This is a genomic window from Pseudomonas sp. B23(2017) (assembly GCF_002113725.1).
Classification (GTDB): Bacteria; Pseudomonadota; Gammaproteobacteria; order Pseudomonadales; family Pseudomonadaceae; genus Aquipseudomonas; species Aquipseudomonas putida_Z.
On sequence record NZ_NEJM01000015.1, the window covers coordinates 126,693 to 147,656 of the forward strand.

The following is a 20,964-nucleotide window of genomic DNA, read 5'->3' on the forward strand; positions in this document are numbered from 1 at the left end:
GCTTTCCTTTCAGGTACGCAGTGGCTTGATTGCCATGCTGGTATTCGGTGCCACGTCGGCGCTTTGCGCAGCGCTGGCCGGGCGGCTGTTCCAGTGCGGCAGCAGCACCAGCGCCGAGAACAGCGCGCAGCCGGCGAACACGATGAACACCGTGACACCATCGAAGTACCCCGGCAGCAGCCCGCCCAGCACCGCCCCCACCGAGCCACAGCCGTTGACGAAACCTGCTGCGGTAGCGCCAGCCTTGGCGGTGCCGAAGTCGATGGCCGCAGCGCCGCTGATCATCGAGTCCGGCCCGTACAGGGTCAGGCCCATGACGAACAGCAGGGCCACCACCAGGATCACGCTGCCGGTGTGCATGGCCGCCATGAACGCCGCCAACGCCACGGTCAGCAACACCAGGCTGATGACACAGGCCGGCATGCGCCGGGCGCCGAACAGCTTGTCGGAGGCCAGGCCGATGATGATCGGGCCGAGCAGCCCGGCCAGTTCGAAGGCTGTCGGGATGATCGCTGCCCCTACCTTGCCCACCGAGGGCATCTGCTCGAAGACGATCACCGGGCCCCACAGCAGGATGGCGTAGCGCGCCGGCTTCAACAGGAAGTACGCCAACCCCAGGGTCAGCACCGTGCGGTTGCGCATGATCTCCTTCAGCGGCGCCCACACGCTGCACAGGTTGCCGGCCGGGGCCATGCTCTGCGGCTCGGGCTCCACCGCCGGCAGGCCGACGTCTTCAGGCTTGTTGCGCTGCAGGAAGAAGAACAGCACGGCCACCAGCGCCACCACCGCGGCACTGGAGAAGAACGCCGCGTGCCAGGTACCGACCAGGGTATAGGCCCACCAGCCGGCGAACGGCGAGGCCACCAGGCCGCCGAAGGCATAGCAGGAACTCCACAGGCCCAGCACCCGCCCACGCTGCGACGCCGGGAAGAAGCTACCGATGTTCTTGCACAACCCGGCCCAGCCGGTGGATTGCGCCAGGCCCTGCACCAGCATGCAGGTGGCGAAGATCGGGAAGGTGGCGTAACTGCCCATCACCACCGCCGCAACAGCAGAAATCAGCAGGCCGCCGAGCACCACCACGCGTGGGCCAAAGCGGTCGGCAAGCATGCCCCAGGTGAACTGGCCCACGGCGTAGGCGGCCAGGTAGATGGCGTCGAGGTTGGCCATGGCGGCCTTGTCGAGCATGAAGTTGGGGTCTTCACCGATGCCCAGCTTGGCCACCGAGAAGGCCTTGCGGGTGAAGTAGAAGGCGGCGTAGGCCAGCCAGGTAATGGCGAAAATCTGGATACGCCAGCGTTTGAACGCGGCTAGGGATTGGTTCATGTAAGTCTGACCTCTTGCTTGAGTGTGCCGGCAGAATGTGAAGAAACGCCTGTCTTGTTCTTGTGTTACGCACAGCGATGACGAGGCTGTCATCGCGTCAGATGGCGCCGTGTGGGTGCCATGGCCCTGGCGGCACTTGTGGTACCAGCGTCGGGCTGACATGCATGGAAACAGTTGCGCTAAGATAAATAAAATCGATTTATCGTATTTCACACATAAGTCCAGCTTGTTACTGAGGTCGTCATGTCGGTTTCCCACGCACAACTCAAGGCCTTCCATGCCGTGGCCGTTCACGGCAGCTTTACCCGCGCCGCCGAAAAGCTGTTTCTTACCCAGCCCGCGGTGTCGGACCAGGTGCGCAAACTGGAGGAGCGCTTCGGCGTCTTGCTGTTCCACCGCAACAAGCGTTCGGTGCAGCTCACCGACCTCGGCGAGCGCCTGCTGGGCATCAGCCAGCGCCTGTTCGCCTGCGAGGCCGAGGCCCATGAACTGCTGCAGGATTCGCGTGCGCTGCACACCGGCAGCCTGGTGCTGGCGGTGGATGCGCCGGTGCACGTGCTGCCGCAGATCGCCCGCTTCTGCCAGCGCTACCCGGGCATCCAGGTGAAGATCGAGACCGGCAACACCGACGAGTCGCTGGCCCGGCTGTTCAGCTACCAGGCCGACCTGGCCCTGCTGGGGCGGGACGTCGACGATGAGCGGCTGCACTGCCTGCCGCTGCGCCGCGACCCGATGGTGGCGTTTGTCTCGCACCAGCACCCATGGGCCAGCCGCGGTGCGATCAGCCTGGCGGATCTGGACGATACGCCACTGGTGCTGCGCGAGCCCGGGTCGGTGACGCGGCAGACACTGGAAGAAGAAATGCAACGGGCCGGGCTGCGGATTCGCCCGGCGATCCAGGTGGAAGGCCGGGAAGCGGCGCGGGAAGCGGTGGTGGTGGGGATTGGTGTGGGGGTGGTGTCGGCGGCGGAGTTTGGTGCGGATGCGCGGGTGTGCGCCTTGCCGATCGTCGATTGCCAGCGGCACCTGACCGAGACCCTGGTGTGCCTGAGCGAGCAGCGCACGCGGCGGGTGGTGGCGACCTTCCTGCAGATGGTGGAGGAAGGGTTGTAAGCCTGTGCCGGCCTCTTCGCGGGTAAACCCGCTCCCACAGGGGCCGCACTAACGCTCAGATTGGCACGGTACCAGGCAGCTCTCACAGGTATTCCACAGCTCTCGATCTCTGTAAAGTACCTGTGGGAGCGGGTTCACCCGCGAAGAGGCCGGTACAGGCAACCCAACTATGCTGGGATAACCTCAACCCTCGGCACACAAACCATGCTCTACCGCCTTGCCGCCGACAGCCTGGTCCTGCTGCACCTGCTCTTCATCCTGCTGGTGCTGTTCGGCGGCCTGCTGGTACTGCGCTGGCGCCCTGCCCTGCTGCTGCACCTGCCGGCGCTGGCCTGGGGCCTGGCGGTGGAATGCCTGCACCTGGGCTGCCCGCTGACCACCTGGGAAAACCGCATGCGCAGCGCGGCTGGTGACGCGGGCTATCAGGGCGGCTTCGTCGAGCACTACATCTGGCCGCTGATCTACCCCGCCGGGCTGACACCGCACATCCAGCTGCTGCTGGGCACTTTCGTGCTGCTGCTCAACCTCGGCATCTACAGCTACGTGGCCTGGCGCTGGCGCCGCCCTAGCGGGTAGCGATCACGAACAGCCGCGGGAACGGCAACAGCACCTTGCCATCGGTGGCGGGCGGGTAGTCGCGCTGCATCGCTTGCAGGTACATCTGCAGGAAATCCACCTGCTCCTGGGCATCCAACCGCCCCAGATAAGGACGCAAGGCCGAACCCTTGAACCATTCCACCACGGCTTCGGCGCCGCCGGCCAACGGGTGGTGGTAGGTGGTGCGCCACACATCCACCCGCGCACACAGCGGGCTGAGCAGGTCGTAGTAGAACGCCGCGCTGTGCCGTGGCGGCAGCTGGAAATCAGCGAACTTCGCCGCCCAGGGGCCCTGGCTGGCGATTTCGCGCAGCTGCCGGTGGGCCGGCTCGTCGAGGTTGTCCGGGGTCTGCACGGCCAGGCTGGCACCTTCGCTCAGCTGGCGCACCAGATGCGGGTACAGCGAGGCGTGGTCGGGTACCCATTGCAGTGAGGCATTGGCCAGGATCAGGTCCTGCGGCTCGGGGGCGGACCAGCCGGCAATGTCACCGACGACAGTGCGCACCCGGGGGATGCACAGCCGTTTACGCTCGCGGGCCTTTTCGATCATGTCCGGGTCACTGTCCAGGGCCGTCACCTGGGCATCCGGGTAACGTTGCAGCAGCACCTCGGTGGAATTGCCAGGGCCACAGCCCAGGTCGGTGGCGTGGCGTACCGGGCGTGGTGGCACAGCGGCGAGCAGATCGCGCACGGCGCGGGTACGCTCGTCTTCGAACAGCGAATACTGGGTGGCGGACCAGGCCATGTGAAGCTCCTCTGGGCGGGCAATGTGTTCAGCATATGCCATGTAACGGGCTGCGCGATCCCTGTAGGAGCGGCCTTGTGTCGCGATCGGGCCGCAAGGCGGCCCCAGCGATAGTCGCAGCAATCGAGAAATCTGGAGCCGCTTTGCGGCCCGATCGCGACACAAGGCCGCTCCTACAACGGTGCACAAGCCGGAACTGGCCCAACAACGCAAAACGGCCGGGTCCCCGAGGGAGCCGGCCGTTTCGAGAAGCGAGTGACGCTTAGTGCTGCTTGCCAGTGCGGATCTGGTGCACCACACCCATCGCCACCACGATTGCCGCGGCGATACCGGTGGAGATCACCAGGATCTGGTAGTCAGGCATGAAGGCCATGGTTACCAGGGCGGCCACGATGAACGCGATCACCAGGTAGGTCAGCCACGGGAACAGCCACATCTTCAGGCGTACTTCCTTGCCTTCGGCAATCAGCTTGCGGCGCATGCGCAGCTGCGAGAAGGCAATCACCAGGTACACCAGCAGGGCAATCATGCCGGTGGTGTTCATCAGGGTTTCCAGCACGTCTTTCGGGCGCAGGGTCTCGCTGAAGTTGATCAGCGCACACACCACGGCCACGGCGCACGAACCCATGATCGCGTACACCGGTACACCGGTGCCGGCGCGGGTGATCTTGAAGAACGACGGCGCGTCGCCACGCTGGGCCAGGGAGAACAGCATGCGCGAAGCGGTGTAGTGGCCGGAGATCAGGCAGCTGCTCACCGAGGTCAGCACCACGAAGTTCATCAGCAGCTCGGCATACGGCACGCCCAACAGCTCCAGGGTGCGGCGGTAGGCACCATAGCCGGAAACGCCCAGGTGCGGGTCGTTCCACGGTACCAGGCAGACGATCAGGAAGATCGAACCCACGTAGAACAGGCACACACGCCAGACCACCGAGTTGGTCGCCTTGACGATCTGCGCGGCCGGGTCCTTGGCTTCGGAAGCGGCGATGGTGACGATTTCCGCGCCGAGGAAGGCGAACATCACCCCGAGCAAGGCACCGATCACGGTGGTGATGCCATTGGGCATGAAGCCTTCGGCGGTGAGGTGGCTGATGCCACGCACTTCACCGAACTGCCAGATGTTCAGCACGGCAGCGGTACACACGATCAGGAAGCAGACGATCGCGATCACCTTGATCAAGGCGAACCAGAACTCGAACTCACCGTAGTGCTTGACGTTGAAGAAGTTGACGGTGATCAGCAACAGGGTCGTGGCCAGCACGAACACGTTGACGCTGACGTCGGGGAAGAAACCATGCAGGATCTTGCCCGCCACATAAGCTTCCCAGGCCATGAGGATGACCCAGTACCACCAGTACAGCCAGCCGATGGTGAAACCGGCCCAACGGCCGATGGCGCGATCGGCGTAGGTGGAGAACGAACCGGTGTCTGGCGAGGAAGTCGCCATTTCACCCAGCATGCGCATGATCAGTACCACCAGGATGCCGCCTGCCAGGTAGGCCAGCACAGCGGCTGGGCCGGCGCTGTGAATCACGCTGCCGGAACCGACGAACAAGGCGCCGCCGATAACCCCGGCGATCGACATCATCGTCAGGTGGCGCGACTTGAGCGAGGCACTGAGCTTGCTCTCGTGCCCGCTTTTCGCGGTGGTGGTTGTGGATGTTGCGTCCATCAGTTGTGTACCCCGTGCTTCTTTTTATCCAAGGAAAACTGTGAAACCCCGATGGCTGGCGGTTTCACGTACATCAGTGCTAATGCGCGCAGGATGGTGTGAGCGAACACACGCAGGCCCTCCATGGCGGCCTGCTGACGCGCCCCAGGGCAGGCGCCTGGGGCGAACTGAACATGCTTTAGGTGGCGATATCTGACACCTAATGTAAAAATGTCCGACGCAGAGAGCCATGCACAGTGGCATGAAACTCGCACTGCACTGTACAGGTCGCCCATGCAATACACCTTGCAAACGCCGGGCGATACGCACCCTGAAGGCCCCGAATGTTCGAATTACATCCAGACTCCTCGACCCCACTGGTGAACCAGATCATCGACGGGCTGCGCGAGTTGATCGACAACCAGACCCTCAAGCCAGGCGCCAAGGTCCCCTCGATCCGCGCCTTTGCCGCGAGCTATTCGGTGAGCACCTTCACCGTGGTCGAGGCCTACGACCGTCTGGTCGCCCAGGGCCTGCTGGTGAGCCGGGGCAATGCGGGGTTCTTCGTCAACCGCGCGGCGGGCGAATTGCTCGACCCGCACAACGCCGAGGCCGACACCAGTCGACCAACGTTCAACTCCGAGTGGTACCTGCAGCAGATCTTCGAAATCCGCCAGCTGCCGTTCAAGCCTGGCTGCGGCTGGCTGCCCAACGACTGGATGTACGAAGACGGCCTGCGCCGCGGCCTGCGCCAGGTGGCCGGCAGCCCGCTGGAGCTGTCGGGCTACGGCGACCCCATGGGCCTGATGGAACTGCGAGCACTGACCGCACAGAACCTGCAGCAGGAACTGTCTATCGTCGCCAACCCGGCGCAGCTGATGCTTACCCACGGCGCCAGCCAGGCCCTGGACCTGGCCGCGCGCACCCTGGTGCGCCCGGGCGACGTGGTGCTGGTGGACGACCCCGGCTACCCCAACCTGATGAGCATCCTGCGCACCCAGGGCGCGACCCTGGTCGGCGTGCCGCGCACACCGGCCGGCTACGACCTGAACCAGCTGGAGCAGTTGCTCACCCATCACCGCCCCACTGCGTTCTTCACCCAGCCGCACCTGCACAGCCCGACCTGCTCGCGCACGCCGCTACCGCAGCTGCACCGCCTGCTGCAACTGGCCAGCCAGCACGGCTTCCGCCTGGTGGAAAACAACCTGTACGCCGACATGGTCGCCGAACCGCAGCCGTGCCTGGCCAGCCTCGACCACCTGCAGCAGGTGGTGTACGTGGGCAGCTACTCCAAGAGCATTTCGCCCAATGTGCGGGTCGGCTACATGCTGGCCAACCCCGAGCTGATGCAGAAGCTGCTGCACCTGAAGATGCGCTCGGGCCTGACCACTTCGCAGGTGATGGAGCGCGTGGTGTATGCCGCGATCATCGACGGGCGCTGGCGCAAGCACCTCAAGCGCCTGCGCCAGCGGCTGGCCGAGGCGCACCAGGAAGTTGGCCGGCATCTGCATCGGTTGGGCTTCGAGCTGTTCATCGAGTCGGATGAAGGGATGTATATCTGGACCCGCCACCCGGCGATTCCGGACAGCGCGGCGCTGCTGGATGATGCGCTGGAGAAAGGCATCATGCTCGGGCCCGGGCAGTTGTTCATGGTCGATGCCAAGGCGACCGGGTGGATGCGGTTCAACGTGGCGTTCAGTACCGAGCCGGCGATGTGGGAGCTGCTGGAGAAGGTGTTGGTGAAGCATGTGCGGCGGGGTGGGGTGTAGTTCGCCGCAACCTTTTCAGCATCTGTGAGATCGAGCGCCGCTCTGCACATCAACTAGGCCTAGGCGTGCAGTGGGGGGAACAGGGGAACAGGGGGATTCTCTGGTGCTTGCAGTCTGTGCAGGGATTGCCCAAGGGATGGCGCCTGATGCGAAGATTCTGGTTCCCCCAGCCTACGCCTGCCACCGATAGCTGCACACTCCACGCTTTAGCCACGCTGGCTTCTTCACGGACATGCCCGCTGCCACAGGTGCAGGCCAACTCCCTCCGCAGTCTGCGTCACCTATTCCAGAAACCTCAGGGATACTTCAGCCAACGAGTGCCTATAACAAAAACTAGATGTCTAACTCCCTTGATCCAACAGCTTAACCCATCTTCTTACACCCACCAGCCATCGGCATCTACGATTTCTGTTGGTGTCGCGCTCGCTACTCAATAGCAGTGCATCTATTCCACCTGCCGCCCTTCTTGCGAAAGCCTCAAGGTTTAGTACCTCAAGGCTTCTTCAAGGGAAATAGACGTGACCTCACGCAGAACACTAACAAGCCAGGAACTGCAAGAAATATACTCAGCCGCGCCTTTTACATATGACTTTGAGGACATCCTTTCTTGGGACAGCCCGTTCACACTACCTATAACACCGCCGAACATAGCATCGCTTTCATATGATGCGCTCAGCGTCAACGCAACGACCATTGCGAAAAATGTGATACAGGAAATCGAGGCTACCTGCCCAGTGAGCACTCCTGGATTTGAGAACTATTTGAATAAACATTATTCAGACATAAGACAATCCTACCCAGACCAGGCAAGCCATCTTTACGCCCAAAAGAAATTCCTCCTGCTCCTTTATAACAAAACCCACAAACAAGCCATCCGCAATATCAACCTATACTTAGCAGAACACATATATACAATAGGCATTGACGAAGCAGCACTGCATTTCGAAAACGTCGTTCACTTTAACCGCTGGCACGACCAAGATTTCTATATGATCGAGGAAGATTTGTACTTTTTAATGAGCAGCATTACTGCCGCGCAAATTGAAATAGTACTAAATCGCTGCCTTGAAAAAATAAAAAAGGAATACGAAAACCTCCAGCAGAAAACCATTTTTTTATTCATCAGAATTAGGAAACGCTGATTTGCACCATGACTCAACCCTGAGCATGCCTGCTGAACTACTCATTCCTGATTTGTCTACGAATATTCATGACATTGCGCTTAAGCACGGGACAATTGAATCACCGCTACGAATAAATGCCAATCTGGACACGTATACACTTACGAACCGTGCAAACTCCACAAGTGCTGAAAAAAAGGTGCCTGTACGCCCCTTAGTAATGGATAAAGAAGGCAATAGCTACACATCGATTCCATCGAGTGATTTTCCAATCAGGCTCAGCTTCCCCATTCATACCGAGAACGGGTCGTCAACTACAACCCCCAGTGACCCGATACTGTCGGCCCCCTATGAGGGGGTCAATCTCAGACCCGCATGGATAGAAGCGACACCGCTCCCTGCCTATGAACCACCGAATCATAAAGACTGTATTTACTGCTTCCCGCCAGAATCTGGTCTGCCACCACTGTACGTAGTTTTCAATTCTCCCTATCCCGACGCAACAACCATAGGCACTTATAGCGGGCGAGCTTATAATCCAGACAAAGCAGGTGGACCTATCGAGCGACTGGATTGGCGCGAGGTCAAAATCACAGCGACAGGCATCGGATTAGTCAAATTACACACAAGCCGCTTCGGCCCGTCCGATGCAAATGACATCATGATCAACAGGCTGGAAAAAATCCTACAGGGCAAGTTGCAAGAAACGGACACCGACAAGCGCTTTTACACACATGAGATAAGGGAGCTGGAGCGCTTTCGCACCCTTGAAATACCAGATAAAATCAGGCCGAACGATGATGGTGAAGCATGGAACAATACACACGCTGCAACACTGGAAGACTACCAACTCACCTCGGAGCCCGAACTGCTTTACACACCAGAAGCAATTGAAGCAGATGACCAGCAGATCGCACGAGAGAACAAATGAACACTATTAGCGAAATAATCACCAACGAAAGCCCCACCGATATAATTCTGTGGCTTGTCAGGCAAAATGGCATTTCTCATCCACGACTCGACAATCTATACAATCGAAATGGATGGGTGAACATTGGCGACTGCCTACAACTCATTAACCTGATTAAGAAAATGAGTGACGAAGGTTTGATACAGCGTGGTGGAAATGGCTATATCAAAGGTCCAAACTGGCGAGAGCCTGAATTCTTGACCCAAAAAAGATATGAGCTATAAGCAGAACTGATTCCACAGCCCAGCACGTACATCCTCGTTCACCGAGACCGAGTATCATCACAGACGCCGGCAGCGACAACACAGCTGCCGGCATATAGCACTTATCACCAATCTGCTTTATCAGCAAAGAACGCCTGCGCATTCGCCTCCAGGCTCTCCAGGTGATACCCCCCTTCCTGCACGATCAGGCACGGCAAGCGCATCGCCCGAATCCGCTCGCCCAATACCGCAAACCCTTCAGTCGTCACCGCCACCTTGCTCTGCGGGTCGCGTTCGTAGATATCGAACCCCAGCGACAACACCAGCACCTCGGCGCCAAAGTCCTTCACCGCTGCCAGCGCGATCTCCAGCTGGCCCATGAAGTCCGCTTCGCTGGCACCATGCGCCATCGGCAAGTTGAGGTTGTACCCCTCCCCCGCACCGCTGCCACGCTCGTCCGCGAACCCGGCCACACCCGGGTAGAAGTTGGTGGGGTCGCCATGCACCGACACATACAGCACATCCCGGCGGTCGTAGAAGATTTCCTGAATCCCCTGCCCGTGGTGCATGTCGGTATCGAGGATGGCCACGCGGCTGTAGCGGCTGCGCAAGGCCTGGGCAGCGACAGCGGCGTTGTTGATGTAGCAGAAACCACCGGCCGCATCGAAGCGCGCATGGTGGCCTGGCGGCCGGCACAGGGCATAGGCCGCCGGCTCGCCGTCGAGAATGGCCTTGGCACCGGCCACTGCGCTTTGCGCAGACCAATAGGCCGAGCGCCAGGTGTGTTCGCCTACCGGGCAGCTGCCGTCAGCCAGGTAGCGCCCGGCCTGGGCGAGGATGCCGCGCAGGGCGTTGGGTTCACGCACGAAGATGTTGGACATGACCTCGTCGCCCCAGTCCTCGGGCACTTCCTTCCAGCGCGCATGGGCCTCTTCGAGGAAGGCCAGGTAGGCCTGGCCATGCACTGCCTTGAGCGGTTCGAGGCCGGCGTCCTCAGGCTGACGGATGTCGAAGCCCAGATCCTTGGCCGCCTGCAGCAGGCGCTGGGCGCGTTCGGGGACTTCCTGCGGGGTGCGCATGGCGCCGCGCGAGTAGTAGCTGCGTGGGTGGTGCAGCAGTTGTTCGGGGTGGAAGTAACAACGCATCAGGCGTCTCCTTGTTCGATACGGCCCGCGCGGGCCAGCACGGCATTGAGCAGTACATCGGCGCCCTGGCGGGCGTCGTCGGGCAGTACGTCTTCGGCCTCGTTGTGGCTCAGGCCACCGACACAGGGGATGAACACCATGGCGGTCGGGCAGTAGCGGGCCAGCAGGATGGCGTCGTGGCCGGCGCCGCTGACGATCGACTGCTGGGCATAGCCCAGGCCATCCACCGCCTGCTGCACGGCGGCTACGCAATCGGCATCGAATGGTGTGGCCGGGCTGACCCAATGGCGCTCGATACGCACCTGCAACCCGCGCTGATTGGCGATGGCTTGCAGCTTCAACGTCAGGTCGCGCTCCATCGCCTCGATGGCTTCATCCCGGTGATGACGCAAGTCGACGGTGAACTGCAGCAGCCCCGGAATGGTGTTGCGCGAGGACTTGGCGATGGACAGTTCACCCACCGTGGTCAGGCCTTCGGGGGCAAAATCGGCAGCCAGTTGCTCGACCGCCTGGATCATCCGTGCGGTGCCGTACAGGGCATCCTTGCGCAGCGGCATCGGCGTGGTGCCGGCGTGTGCGGCCATGCCTTCGACCGTGACGTCGAGCCATCGGATGGCCTGCCCGCCGCTGACCACGCCAATGGCCTTGGCGTTGTCTTCAAGGATCGGGCCTTGCTCGATATGCGCCTCGAAATAGGCATCGACCTGGCCGCCCAGCGGGCGCCGGCCGGCGTAACCGGTACGTTGCAGTTCGTCGGCGACACTGATGCCATCGGCATCGCGAATGGCCAGCGCTTCGTCCAGTGCCAGGGTGCCGGTGAACACCGCCGAGCCGAACATGGCCGGGGTGAAGCGAGCGCCCTCCTCGTTGGTCCATACGGCGATTTCCAGCGGTTTGCGCGTCTGGATGTTCAGGTCATTGAGCCGGCGCACCACTTCAAGGCCCGCCAGCACACCGTAGACGCCATCGAAACGGCCGCCCTCAGGTTGGGTGTCGAGGTGGCTGCCCATCATCACCGGCGCTGCATCCGGGTCGCTGCCAGCGCGGCGAGCGAACAGGTTGCCGATGGCATCCACAGTCAGCGTCAGGCCGGCTTCGCGGCACCAGTGGCTGAACAGTTCACGGCCAGCCTTGTCCTCGTCGCTCAGGGCCAGGCGGCAGCTGCCGCCACGGGCGGTAGCGCCGATTTCGGCCATGGCCATCAGGCTCGCCCACAGGCGTTCGCCATTGCTTTTCAACATGTGCGGGTACTCCAGAAAAAAGCGGTTCGATCAGGCCAGTTCCAGGTGCTGGCTGCGGGCGTACTGGCGCGCCAGGGCGAGCACGCAGACCAGCGAGATGGTGGCGATCAGGGTGTAGAACACCGCCATCGGCCACCATTGGCCGGTGAAGGTGTGGGCCAGCCAGGTACCGATCAGCGGGGTCAGGCCGCCCGCGATGGCACCGCAGATCTGGTAGGCCAGGGAAATGGCGGTGTAGCGCACGCGGGTGTCGAACATGCCGCTGACGTAGCCGGCGATCACCGCGTAGAACGACGCCATGCACGCGGCGGCCAGGGCGATGCCGAGTACGATCAACGGGCCCTGGCCCGAGCTGACCAGCACGAACATCGGGTAAGGCGAGGCCATCGCCAGCAGCGCGACCAGGGCCAGGAAGCGGGTGGCGCCGATCTTTTCCGATAGCCAGGCGGCCAACGGCTGCACGCAGAACTGGATGATCGCCACGAAGAACAGGCACTCCAGGATCAACGAACGCTCCAGGTGCAACTGCTGGGTGGTGTAGCTGATCATGAAGGTGTTGGTGAAGTAGACACCGGCAATACCCAGGGTATTGGCACCGATGCACAGCAACAGCGGGCGCCAGGCCGTGCGCAGCACTTCGAATACCGGGGCCTGCTCCTTGCGCCGGGCCTTTTCCGCCTGCTCGCGGCTGGCGATGAACTCGGGCGACTCATTCACCCCCAGGCGAATCGCCAGGCCCACCAGCAGCAACAGCGCGCTGGCCAGGAACGGCACGCGCCAGCCCCAGTTCATCAGGTCTTCTTCCGGCAGGCGGGTGACCGCGCCGAAGGCCAGCAGCGACAGGATCAGGCCCGCCGGGCTGCCCAGCTGGGCGAACGAAGCGAAGAAGTTGCGCCGGCCCTTGGGTGCATGCTCACCGGCCATCAGCACCGCCCCGCCCCACTCGCCGCCCACGGCAATGCCCTGGACGATGCGCAGCAGGATCAGCAGTACCGGCGCGCTGGCGCCGATTTGTGCGTAGGTCGGCAGCAGGCCGATGCCCACGGTGACGATGCCCATCATCAGCAAGGTGATGACCAGCGACTTCTTGCGGCCGATACGGTCGCCCACGTGGCCGAAGACGATGCCACCCAGCGGCCGGGCGAAAAAGCCGACGGCGAAGGTGCCGAACGCGGCCATGGTGCTGAACAGGCTGTTGTCGGAGGGGAAGAACAGCGCGCCGAACACCAGGGCGGCGGCGGTGGCGTAGATGTAGAAGTCGTACCACTCGATCATGGTACCGATGAACGCGGCGGCGGCGGCACGGCGTGGCTGGGGGGAAGCGGTGGGCTTCATGGGGGCTCCTTTGCTTGTTGTTCTGGCAGGAGTTGTCAGGGGCACGGGGGGCGCTCTTGTGGCGCTTGGCCTGTTGGTCTGGTGTCAGCTTCTTCGCGGGTAAACCCGCTCCCACAGGGCTTGCACAAGGTCTGCAAGCGCTGCAGTACCTGTGGGAGCGGGTTTACCCGCGAAGAAGCCAACACCGATTCGACAGGCCTCGATACCTGCGATTTATCGGCTCGGGGCTATGATTAGTCAATTTTCTATTTATTATTCGAAATATTAGCCTTGCTTATTATCGAGCCTGCCATGCCCGACCGTCTGCTCAACGACCGCCTCGACTGGAACCTGCTGCGCACCTTCCGAGTCATCGGCCAGGAGCTGTCCATCAGCCGCGCGGCCGCCCGCCTGCACCTCACCCAGCCGGCAGTGAGCCAGGCGCTCAAGCGCCTTGAAGAACAGCTTGGCCGCCAGCTCATCGCCCGCCGCGGGCCGCGCTTCGTGCTGACGGAAATGGGCGAGCAGCTGTTCCAGCTGGCCGGCGAGGTCTATGGGCAGATGTCGCAGATCGGCGGCTTGCTGGAGCAGCCGGCGGACGAACTGGTGGGCAAGGTACGCCTGCTGATGATCAGTCGTATCGTCAACGAACGCTTCGACGATTTCCTCGCCGACTTCCACCGCCAGCACCCGCGGGTGGAGCTGGAGATCGACGTGATGCGCAGCTCCGACATCGTCGCCGCCCTGCAGGAAAAAACCGCAACGGCGGGCCTCAGCCTGAACCGGCGTGCGCAGCCACGGCTGGAGCAACGGTTGTTCCTGCGCCAGCGCTATGCGTTCTTCTGTGGCAAGCACCATGCCCTGTTTGGCCAGGACGAAGGCGACCTGCAGCGGGAGAACTTCGTCAGTTTCACCAGTGACCAGATTGGCGGCATGCTGTCGCCACTGACCATTTTCCGCGACCAGCAAGGGTTTGCCGGGCGGATCGTGGCATCGTCACCAAGCCTTGAAGAAGTACGCCGGCTGGTGATTGCCGGGTTTGGCATAGGTTGCCTGCCCGAGCATGTGGTGGCGCCGGATGTAGACGCCGGGTTGCTGTGGAAGCTGCCGCCGCAGGAAGGGATTGCCGATGTGGATATCCACCTGTTGTGGAACAGGGAGCAACGCTTCAGCCGGGCAGAAGAGGTGTTTATCGAGGCGTTGCAGCAGAGCCTTGACTGAACGCATAGCTGGGGTCGGCGAGCACTGGACACGATAGTGGCCAATTAGTAGCATCCAGGCCAACTGAACATTACGGACAATCTCAGTCATGGATCGAGCTACCGGGGTCATTCGACGCCCCATTCATCACCCCATCCGCCCCTTGATCACCTGGGAAGAAGCATGGAAGGGGCCCGACGAGGGCTTGATCCGCTGCTGGGAGATTGGCCGTGAGCGGGCTCTGGCCCAGCCAGAACTTGCCCGGCACTGCGCCGATGGCGCACTCCCGGTGCTAGGTTGGAAAGGTGGCCATGATCGCGCATTGAAGAAACCGATGAAGTACGGTTCGTTCAAGTACCTGGCGCAATGGCAGGGCCTTCGCGGCGAGGATCTGTTCATCGATACGCGAACAGAGCTCACCCTGACCTGTAATCACACCGGCATGCTGACAACGTTCACACCGGACCAGGAAAAATACGCCAATGCTGTGATGCTGACGGAATAGAAACGAGGAACAGGGAATGGTCGATCTTCACCAGGAATTTCAGAACAGCCGCTTTTTTCACGAAGCGCGGATCGCGCAGCGCCCGGTTGATGGGTTGATTGGAATCGCTGCGGGCCTGACTGCTGACAACCAGGTCAATCAACAAGAAGCCGAGTTCCTCAAAGGATGGATGGAGCAGCAACTCGTTCATCTTGAGGATCCGGTCATCAATTTGTTGTACCGGCGCCTGAGCGACATGCTCAAGGACAATATGCTGGATGCTGCCGAGTCGGCTGAACTGCTTGAGCTATTGCAGCAGTTCACCGGCAAGCCGCGCTGCAGCGACAACCCATTCTCTTCACCCACCTCACTGCCACTCGATAACCCCGAACCCACACTGGAGTGGACAGGCCGCATGTTCCTGTTTACCGGCACAATGGCTTACGGGCCTCGCAAAGCATGCGAAGCGCTGGTAGTCGAACGTGGGGGTTCAATCGCTGCGGGGGTGAGCAAGAAGATCCACTACCTGGTCATTGGCAGTATTGGCAACGAGCAGTGGCTGCACAGCAGTTATGGCACGAAGATCAAGAAAGCAGTGGAAATCAGGGAAGCGGGTGCGAACATTGCGATCGTAAGCGAGGCGCATTGGCAGCGTGCGGCGTTTGGTTGATGACCATGATGGCGTTTACCGCTTCTGAGCGGATCGATACACCTCGCTACGCTCGCGCTTGCCAACCGATACCACCACTACAACGATACGCTCGTCCTCGACTCGATAGACGAGGCGATATCCAGAGGCCTTGAGCTTGATTTTGTAGTGGTTCGGCAGGTCACGCAGCGCGTCGGCCTGTACCTTGGGTGACTGCAGGCGCTCGGCGAGTTTTTTCTTGATCTGTTCGCGCACGGTGTGGCCTAGCTTTCCCCACTCTTTCAGTGCCGAAGGCAGGAATTCGAGTTTATAGGTCATCCAGGGATACCGGTACGCCTTTTTCACCCAACCTCGACTTGGCCAGTTCGCTCAATTCGAGATCTTCCAAGCGTTCCATCATGGCCTCGTACAGTTCGGCCGGCACCATGTAACCCATCACGCGGTTGTGATTGAGCACGGCGACGGGCATACCCGCAGCGCCGGTCATCACCGCGGATGGGTTCTTTTTCAGTTCCGACACGCTTACGGCCACGTCAGCGAATATGTTTTGCATATTTACACCCTCAATAGAGAGCCATATTTTGGTCCATATATAGGACACAAACAAGTCGTCACTGCTCAAGCACAGAGGTAAGACACGACAGGTGAAATGCCGTGTTTGGGGGAGATCGCCCAGCCCTTTGAATCCAACGCGGTGCATGGCACCGGCTGCGCCGGTGTTCGCGGCTAAAGCCGCTCCCACAGGGTCCCTGCTAACTCAATGAGTCATTTGCAGTTCCATGAGGAGCGGTCGGGGTCAGGCTGTTGCCAGTGCCGGGTAGTCGGTCAGGCCATGGGCATCACCGCCAAACAGCGTGGCCCGTTCGTGCTCGGCCAAGGGCGCATTCAGCTTCAGCCGCGCCGGCAGGTCCGGGTTGGCCACGAATGGCCGGCCGAAGCCGATCAGGTCAGCCCAGCCCTCCTCCAGCGCGCGCCGTGCACGTTCGCCGGTGTATTTGCCGGCATACACCATCACCCCGGGGAACACCGACCGCAGCTGTTGCTTGAAGTCCACCGGCATGTCCGGCGCGTCATCCCAGTCGGCTTCGGCAATGTGCAGGTAGCCGATGCCGATTTCGCCCAGGCGTTTGGCCGCTGCGGTATAGGTGGTGACCGGGTCGGCATCGACACAGCCATTGAGCGTGGTCAGCGGCGCCAGGCGTACACCTACGCGCTGGGCGTCGCCGGTGCCTTCGACCAGCGCACGGGTGACCTGGTCGAGGAAACGCAGGCGGTTTTCCAACGAGCCGCCGTAGCGGTCGGTGCGGTCGTTGGCGCCGGAATCGAGGAACTGGTTGACCAGGTAACCGTTGGCCGCGTGCAACTCGACACCGTCAAAACCGGCTGCCATGGCGTTGCGCGCAGCCTGGCGGTACTGCTCGATGATCTCGGCAATTTCCGCTTCGCTCAACGCGCGTGGTTTGGAGGCCTGGACAAAGCCTGGCGTGCCGTCGGCATTGTCGATGAACACGTTCACGCCTTCGGCCTGCATCGCCGAGGACGACACCGGTGCCTGGCCGCCAAGCAGGCTGCTGTGGCTGAGGCGGCCGACGTGCCAGAGCTGGGCGAAGATGCGCCCGCCTGCGGCATGTACCGCCTCGGTGACCTGGCGCCAGCCGTCGATCTGCGCCTGGGTATGGATACCCGGGGTGCGGGCGTAACCCTTGCCCAGTGGCGAGATCCAGGTGCCTTCACTGACGATCAGCCCGGCACTGGCGCGTTGTGCGTAGTACTCGGCCATCAGCGCGGTCGGTACATCGCCAGGCTGGGCGGCACGGGAGCGGGTCATCGGCGGCATCAGCACGCGGTTGGGCAGGTTGAGGGCGCCGAATTGCAGGGGTTGGAACAGCGGATCTTGAGTCATCATGAGCATCTCCGTAAGGCGAATCAGGGGTCAGGCGCGGCTGACGACAGGTTGTGGCTGGGCAGGTACGCGGCGGTCGAGGCGGCCGCTGTACAGGGTCAGGGCCAAGGCACCGAGGGTGACCAGCGCGGCAATCCATGGGGTGTGGCCGAGGCCGAGCTGTTGCACCACCTGGGCACCGCCCCAGGAGCCACCGGCCACACCCAGGTTGAAGGCGGCGATGTTGAAACCGGCAGCCACGTCGACTGCGTCGGGGGCGACCTTTTCCGCCTGCTGCACCACGTACACCTGCAGGCCCGGCACATTGCCGAAGGCCACCGCGCCCCAGGCCAGTACGGTGATTACCACCAGCACCGGATGCGGCGCGGTGAAGGTCAGCGCCAGCAGCACCACGGCCAGCAGCAGGAAGATGATCGACAGTGCCTTGACCGGGCCTTTGCGGTCGGCCAGGCGGCCGCCCCAGATGTTGCCCAGGGCAACCGAAACGCCGTAGGCGAGCAGCACCAGGGCGACGCTGTTGGCGCCGAAGCCGGCGATGTCCTGCAGGATCGGGGCAAGGAAGGTGAAGGCGATCAGCGAGCCGCCGTAACCCACGGCAGTCATGGCATACACCAGCAGCAGGCGCGGTTGCAGCATCACCCGCAGTTGGCGCAGCAGCGGTGCCGGCTGGCTGTGCTGGATGCGCTTGGGCACGAACAGCAGTGCGCCGAGCAGCGCCACCAGGCCGAAGGCAGCCACCACCAGGAAGGTCACGTGCCAGCCGAAGTGCTGGCCGATGAAGGTACCCAGCGGGATACCGGTGACGAAGGCCACGGTCATGCCACTGAACATGGTGGCGATGGCGCTGGCGGCTTTTTCTTTCGGCACCAGGCTGGTGGCGATGATCGAGCCGACCGAGAAGAACACCCCGTGGGCCAGGCCGGTGAGGATGCGCGCCATGATCAGCGATTCGTAGCTGGGCGCCTGCCAGGCCACCAGGTTACCGGCGGTGAACAGCGCCATCAGGCCGACCAGCAACAGCTTGCGCGGGACGCGGCCGGTCATGGCGGTGAGCAGGGGCGCGCCGATGGCGACGCTGAGGGCGTAAAGGCTGACCAGCAGGCCGGCCGAAGGCAGGGTGACCGCCAGGTCATTGGCGATAGTCGGGATGAGGCCGACGATCACGAACTCCGTGGTGCCGATGGCGAAGGCTGCCAGGGTCAGGGCTAACAAGGCGAGAGGCATTTGAGAATCACCTGTGGAAGGTTGGGATGGGTGAATTCTCGAGGGACGTGGGGATGGGAAAAAGGTGGGGACGGGACAATGAGTTTTGATTTGAAGGCAAAGGTCATCCTGAAGATATTGCGAGCGGGTCAACTTTAATGTTCCAGCCTGCGCGGTCAGTTGTGGGAGCGGCCTTGTGTCGCGAAAGGGCTGCAAGGCAGCCCCAGGGGTTCAGCGCAAAGACATATATTGCTGGGGCTGCTTTGCAGCCCTTTCGCGACACAAGGCCGCTCCCACAATTGACCGCGTTCATCAACCCGACGAAGTGAACGCATCCCAGGCTGGCAAGATCGAGACCGCCCAAGTCATAATTGTTAATAGTTAAGTCCCAGGAGGTCTCATGCAAGATCTACGTCAGTTGCGCTACTTCGTCGCCGTCGCCGAATGCGAGAACGTCGGCCGGGCCGCCGAGCAGCTGCATATTTCCCAATCCCCCCTCAGCCGGCAGATCGCCCAGCTGGAGGACAACCTTGGCCTGGCGCTGTTCGAACGGCGCAACCAGCGCCTGTACCTGACCAGGGACGGGCGCACCTTCCTGGCCGAAGCGCGCGGCCTGCTCAAGCATGCCGAGCGCCTGGAATCGCTGGGCAAGCGCTTGGGCCGTGGCGAGGAAGGCGGGCTGTGCATCGGTTACGTCAACCACGCCATCCACGCCGGCGTACTGCCTGGCGCGGTGCGGGCCATTCGTGGCGAGCGCCCGAACATTCATATTGCGCTGTACAACATGACCCCCAACGAACAGTTCGAAGGCCTGCGTCAGCGCAGCCTGGACATTGCCCTGGTTTGCGAGCCGCCGCCAAAGAACGACCCCGACCTGCGCGGCCAGCCGGTGCTGGACGACCCATTGCTGCTGGCCATCCCGGCCGCGCACCCGCTGGCCAGCAAGGCCGAACTGACCCCCGCCGACCTGCACGAACAGGACTGGATCATCACCGGTGGGCAGCCCGACCAGGGCCACAAGCGTGACGATTTCATCGCCCGCTGTGGCGATGCCGGCTTCACCCCGCGCCTGTCGCTGGAGGCCAACGACCCGCTGAGCGTGCTCGGCCTGGTGTCCGCCGGCCTGGGCCTGGCCATGGTGCAAAGCAGCCTGTCGGCCAGCGCCGGGCCTACCGTGGTGCTGCGCCAGCTGGACTGGTTCCAGCCCAGCGAGCAGTTGTGGGCGGTCTGGCACCAGGTCGACTTGCGGCCGATCGTGGGCATTTTCCGCGAGCGGGTGCTGGCATTGGCCGAGCAAGGGCTTGATAAGTCAAACCAGGTCTGAACTCAGTCGAATTACGTCTTTTACAGTCTGACCGCGCTTCACTAGGATGGCTCCTATCGATGCAACTCACCCACAGGAGCCATTCCATGAACATCGACCTCGGCGGACGCACCGCCATCATCAGCGGCTCGACCGGCGGTATTGGTCTGGCTATCGCCCGCGGCCTGGCCCGCGCCAACGCTGACGTAGTCATTGCCGGCCGCAGCCAGAAGTCGCTGGATGCCGCCCTGGCCGAACTGCGCGAGCAAGGTGGCCGTGGGCAGATCCACGGCGTGGTCGCCGACCTGGGCACCGCCGCCGGTGCCGAAACCCTGTTCGCCGCCCACCCACGGGCCGACATCCTGGTCAACAACCTGGGCATCTACGACGACGTCGACTTCTTCGACGTGGCCGACAGCGAGTGGACGCGCTTCTACGACACCAACGTGCTGAGCGGCGTGCGCCTGGCCCGCCACTATGCCCCGGGCATGGTCGAGAAAGGTTGGGGGCGAATCCTGTTCATCTCATCGGAATCGGGCATCGCCATCCCTGCCGACATGATCAACTACGGCGTCACCAAGGCTGCCAACCTGGCGGTATCGCATGGCCTGGCCAAGCGCCTGGCCGGCACCGGGGTCACCGTGAACGCAGTGCTGCCCGGCCCGACCCTGACCGACGGCGTGGCCGCGCTGGTGGCTGATGCAGCCCAGGCGTCCGGGCGCAGCATTCGTGAAGAAGCCGACAACTTCGTGCGTACCGCACGGCCGAGCTCGATCATCCAGCGTGCCGCCGATGTCGACGAAGTCGCCCACCTGGCGGTGTACCTCGCCTCCCCTTACTCGTCCGCCACCACCGGTGCAGCGCTGCGGGTCGACGGCGGTGTAGTCGACAGCCTGGCTATCTGAGTTCAGCCTGGGGGCTGCTCTGCAGCCCATCGCGACACAAGGCCGCTCCTACAAGGAAACGCGTTCTCCTGTAGGAGCGGCCTTGTGTCGCGATGGGCCGCAAAGCGGCCCCAGACTTTTGC

At 62.3% G+C, this 20,964-nt stretch carries 21 protein-coding genes; 11 read left to right on the forward strand and 10 right to left on the reverse strand.

Going from position 1 to position 20,964, the window contains the following annotated elements:
- Window positions 1-9 precede the first annotated feature (9 nt).
- Entirely contained in the window at window positions 10-1,326 is a 1,317-nt protein-coding gene (locus tag CAG46_RS21815; protein ID WP_085619200.1) for an MFS transporter, read from the reverse strand.
- A gap of 243 nt (window positions 1,327-1,569) precedes the next feature.
- Between CAG46_RS21815 and CAG46_RS21820 the strand changes: the two genes are divergently transcribed.
- Window positions 1,570-2,439 (forward strand): LysR substrate-binding domain-containing protein, encoded by an 870-nt coding sequence (locus CAG46_RS21820; RefSeq protein ID WP_013972053.1) that lies wholly within the window; start codon window positions 1,570-1,572, stop codon window positions 2,437-2,439.
- 204 nt (window positions 2,440-2,643) lie between these two features.
- A complete protein-coding gene (locus tag CAG46_RS21825; RefSeq protein ID WP_085619203.1) occupies window positions 2,644-3,015 on the forward strand; it encodes a DUF2784 domain-containing protein in 372 nt (123 codons plus the stop codon).
- Here CAG46_RS21825 and tam read toward each other — a convergent pair.
- Window positions 3,005-3,781 (reverse strand): trans-aconitate 2-methyltransferase, encoded by a 777-nt coding sequence (tam, locus tag CAG46_RS21830; protein WP_085619205.1) that lies wholly within the window; start codon window positions 3,779-3,781, stop codon window positions 3,005-3,007. The genes CAG46_RS21825 and tam overlap by 11 nt on opposite strands.
- 262 nt (window positions 3,782-4,043) lie before the next feature.
- Window positions 4,044-5,453: an amino acid permease gene (locus CAG46_RS21840; protein ID WP_025338600.1), complete on the reverse strand. Its 1,410-nt coding sequence runs from the start codon at window positions 5,451-5,453 to the stop codon at window positions 4,044-4,046.
- A gap of 323 nt (window positions 5,454-5,776) precedes the next feature.
- Here CAG46_RS21840 and CAG46_RS21850 point away from each other — a divergent pair, with 323 nt between their 5' ends.
- The 4 genes from CAG46_RS21850 to CAG46_RS21865 all read left to right on the forward strand — a co-directional run bounded on the left by CAG46_RS21850 (window position 5,777) and on the right by CAG46_RS21865 (window position 9,516).
- Entirely contained in the window at window positions 5,777-7,201 is a 1,425-nt protein-coding gene (locus CAG46_RS21850; protein WP_015269943.1) for a PLP-dependent aminotransferase family protein, read from the forward strand.
- Window positions 7,202-7,719: 518 nt separating this feature from the next.
- A complete protein-coding gene (locus tag CAG46_RS21855) occupies window positions 7,720-8,343 on the forward strand; it encodes a hypothetical protein (protein WP_143493527.1) in 624 nt (207 codons plus the stop codon).
- 25 nt (window positions 8,344-8,368) lie between these two features.
- A complete protein-coding gene (locus tag CAG46_RS21860; RefSeq protein ID WP_143493528.1) occupies window positions 8,369-9,253 on the forward strand; it encodes an S-type pyocin domain-containing protein in 885 nt (294 codons plus the stop codon).
- Window positions 9,250-9,516: a hypothetical protein gene (locus CAG46_RS21865; RefSeq protein ID WP_085619215.1), complete on the forward strand. Its 267-nt coding sequence runs from the start codon at window positions 9,250-9,252 to the stop codon at window positions 9,514-9,516. The genes CAG46_RS21860 and CAG46_RS21865 overlap by 4 nt, the downstream gene beginning before the upstream one ends.
- Window positions 9,517-9,620: 104 nt before the next feature.
- Here the strand turns inward: CAG46_RS21865 and CAG46_RS21870 are convergent, their stop codons facing one another.
- From CAG46_RS21870 to CAG46_RS21880, 3 genes are read right to left on the reverse strand one after another with little or no spacing between them, the layout of a single operon-like run.
- Window positions 9,621-10,640: a histone deacetylase family protein gene (locus tag CAG46_RS21870; RefSeq protein ID WP_085619217.1), complete on the reverse strand. Its 1,020-nt coding sequence runs from the start codon at window positions 10,638-10,640 to the stop codon at window positions 9,621-9,623.
- A complete protein-coding gene (locus CAG46_RS21875; RefSeq protein WP_085619219.1) occupies window positions 10,640-11,881 on the reverse strand; it encodes a Zn-dependent hydrolase in 1,242 nt (413 codons plus the stop codon). Before CAG46_RS21875 ends, CAG46_RS21870 begins: the two co-directional genes overlap by 1 nt.
- A gap of 30 nt (window positions 11,882-11,911) precedes the next feature.
- Window positions 11,912-13,216: an MFS transporter gene (locus CAG46_RS21880; protein WP_085619221.1), complete on the reverse strand. Its 1,305-nt coding sequence runs from the start codon at window positions 13,214-13,216 to the stop codon at window positions 11,912-11,914.
- A gap of 291 nt (window positions 13,217-13,507) precedes the next feature.
- Here CAG46_RS21880 and CAG46_RS21885 point away from each other — a divergent pair, with 291 nt between their 5' ends.
- The 3 genes from CAG46_RS21885 (at window position 13,508) to CAG46_RS21895 (ending at window position 15,549) form a co-directional block, all read left to right on the forward strand.
- Entirely contained in the window at window positions 13,508-14,416 is a 909-nt protein-coding gene (locus tag CAG46_RS21885; protein ID WP_063913754.1) for a LysR family transcriptional regulator, read from the forward strand.
- 88 nt (window positions 14,417-14,504) lie between these two features.
- Window positions 14,505-14,900, forward strand: coding sequence for a hypothetical protein (locus CAG46_RS21890; RefSeq protein WP_085619223.1), 396 nt, complete (start codon window positions 14,505-14,507; stop codon window positions 14,898-14,900).
- Window positions 14,901-14,916: 16 nt separating this feature from the next.
- Window positions 14,917-15,549, forward strand: coding sequence for a BRCT domain-containing protein (locus tag CAG46_RS21895; protein ID WP_085619226.1), 633 nt, complete (start codon window positions 14,917-14,919; stop codon window positions 15,547-15,549).
- A gap of 15 nt (window positions 15,550-15,564) precedes the next feature.
- On the opposite strand, the gene CAG46_RS21900 is transcribed toward CAG46_RS21895, so the two are convergent.
- The 4 genes from CAG46_RS21900 to CAG46_RS21915 all read right to left on the reverse strand — a co-directional run bounded on the left by CAG46_RS21900 (window position 15,565) and on the right by CAG46_RS21915 (window position 18,655).
- On the reverse strand, window positions 15,565-15,846 hold the full coding sequence (locus CAG46_RS21900) for a type II toxin-antitoxin system RelE/ParE family toxin (protein ID WP_003259987.1): 282 nt from the start codon (window positions 15,844-15,846) through the stop codon (window positions 15,565-15,567).
- On the reverse strand, window positions 15,836-16,081 hold the full coding sequence (locus tag CAG46_RS21905) for a type II toxin-antitoxin system Phd/YefM family antitoxin (protein ID WP_013972043.1): 246 nt from the start codon (window positions 16,079-16,081) through the stop codon (window positions 15,836-15,838). Before CAG46_RS21905 ends, CAG46_RS21900 begins: the two co-directional genes overlap by 11 nt.
- 243 nt (window positions 16,082-16,324) lie before the next feature.
- Window positions 16,325-17,431, reverse strand: coding sequence for an alkene reductase (locus CAG46_RS21910; RefSeq protein WP_085619254.1), 1,107 nt, complete (start codon window positions 17,429-17,431; stop codon window positions 16,325-16,327).
- 30 nt (window positions 17,432-17,461) lie between these two features.
- On the reverse strand, window positions 17,462-18,655 hold the full coding sequence (locus CAG46_RS21915) for an MFS transporter (RefSeq protein WP_085619228.1): 1,194 nt from the start codon (window positions 18,653-18,655) through the stop codon (window positions 17,462-17,464).
- A gap of 379 nt (window positions 18,656-19,034) precedes the next feature.
- On the opposite strand from CAG46_RS21915, the gene CAG46_RS21925 reads away from it, so the two are divergent.
- Window positions 19,035-19,958: a LysR family transcriptional regulator gene (locus CAG46_RS21925; protein ID WP_085619232.1), complete on the forward strand. Its 924-nt coding sequence runs from the start codon at window positions 19,035-19,037 to the stop codon at window positions 19,956-19,958.
- A gap of 86 nt (window positions 19,959-20,044) precedes the next feature.
- Window positions 20,045-20,842 carry an SDR family NAD(P)-dependent oxidoreductase gene (locus CAG46_RS21930; RefSeq protein ID WP_025338593.1) on the forward strand — a complete coding sequence of 266 codons (798 nt, stop codon included), beginning with the start codon at window positions 20,045-20,047 and terminating at the stop codon, window positions 20,840-20,842.
- Window positions 20,843-20,964: the final 122 nt, after the last annotated feature.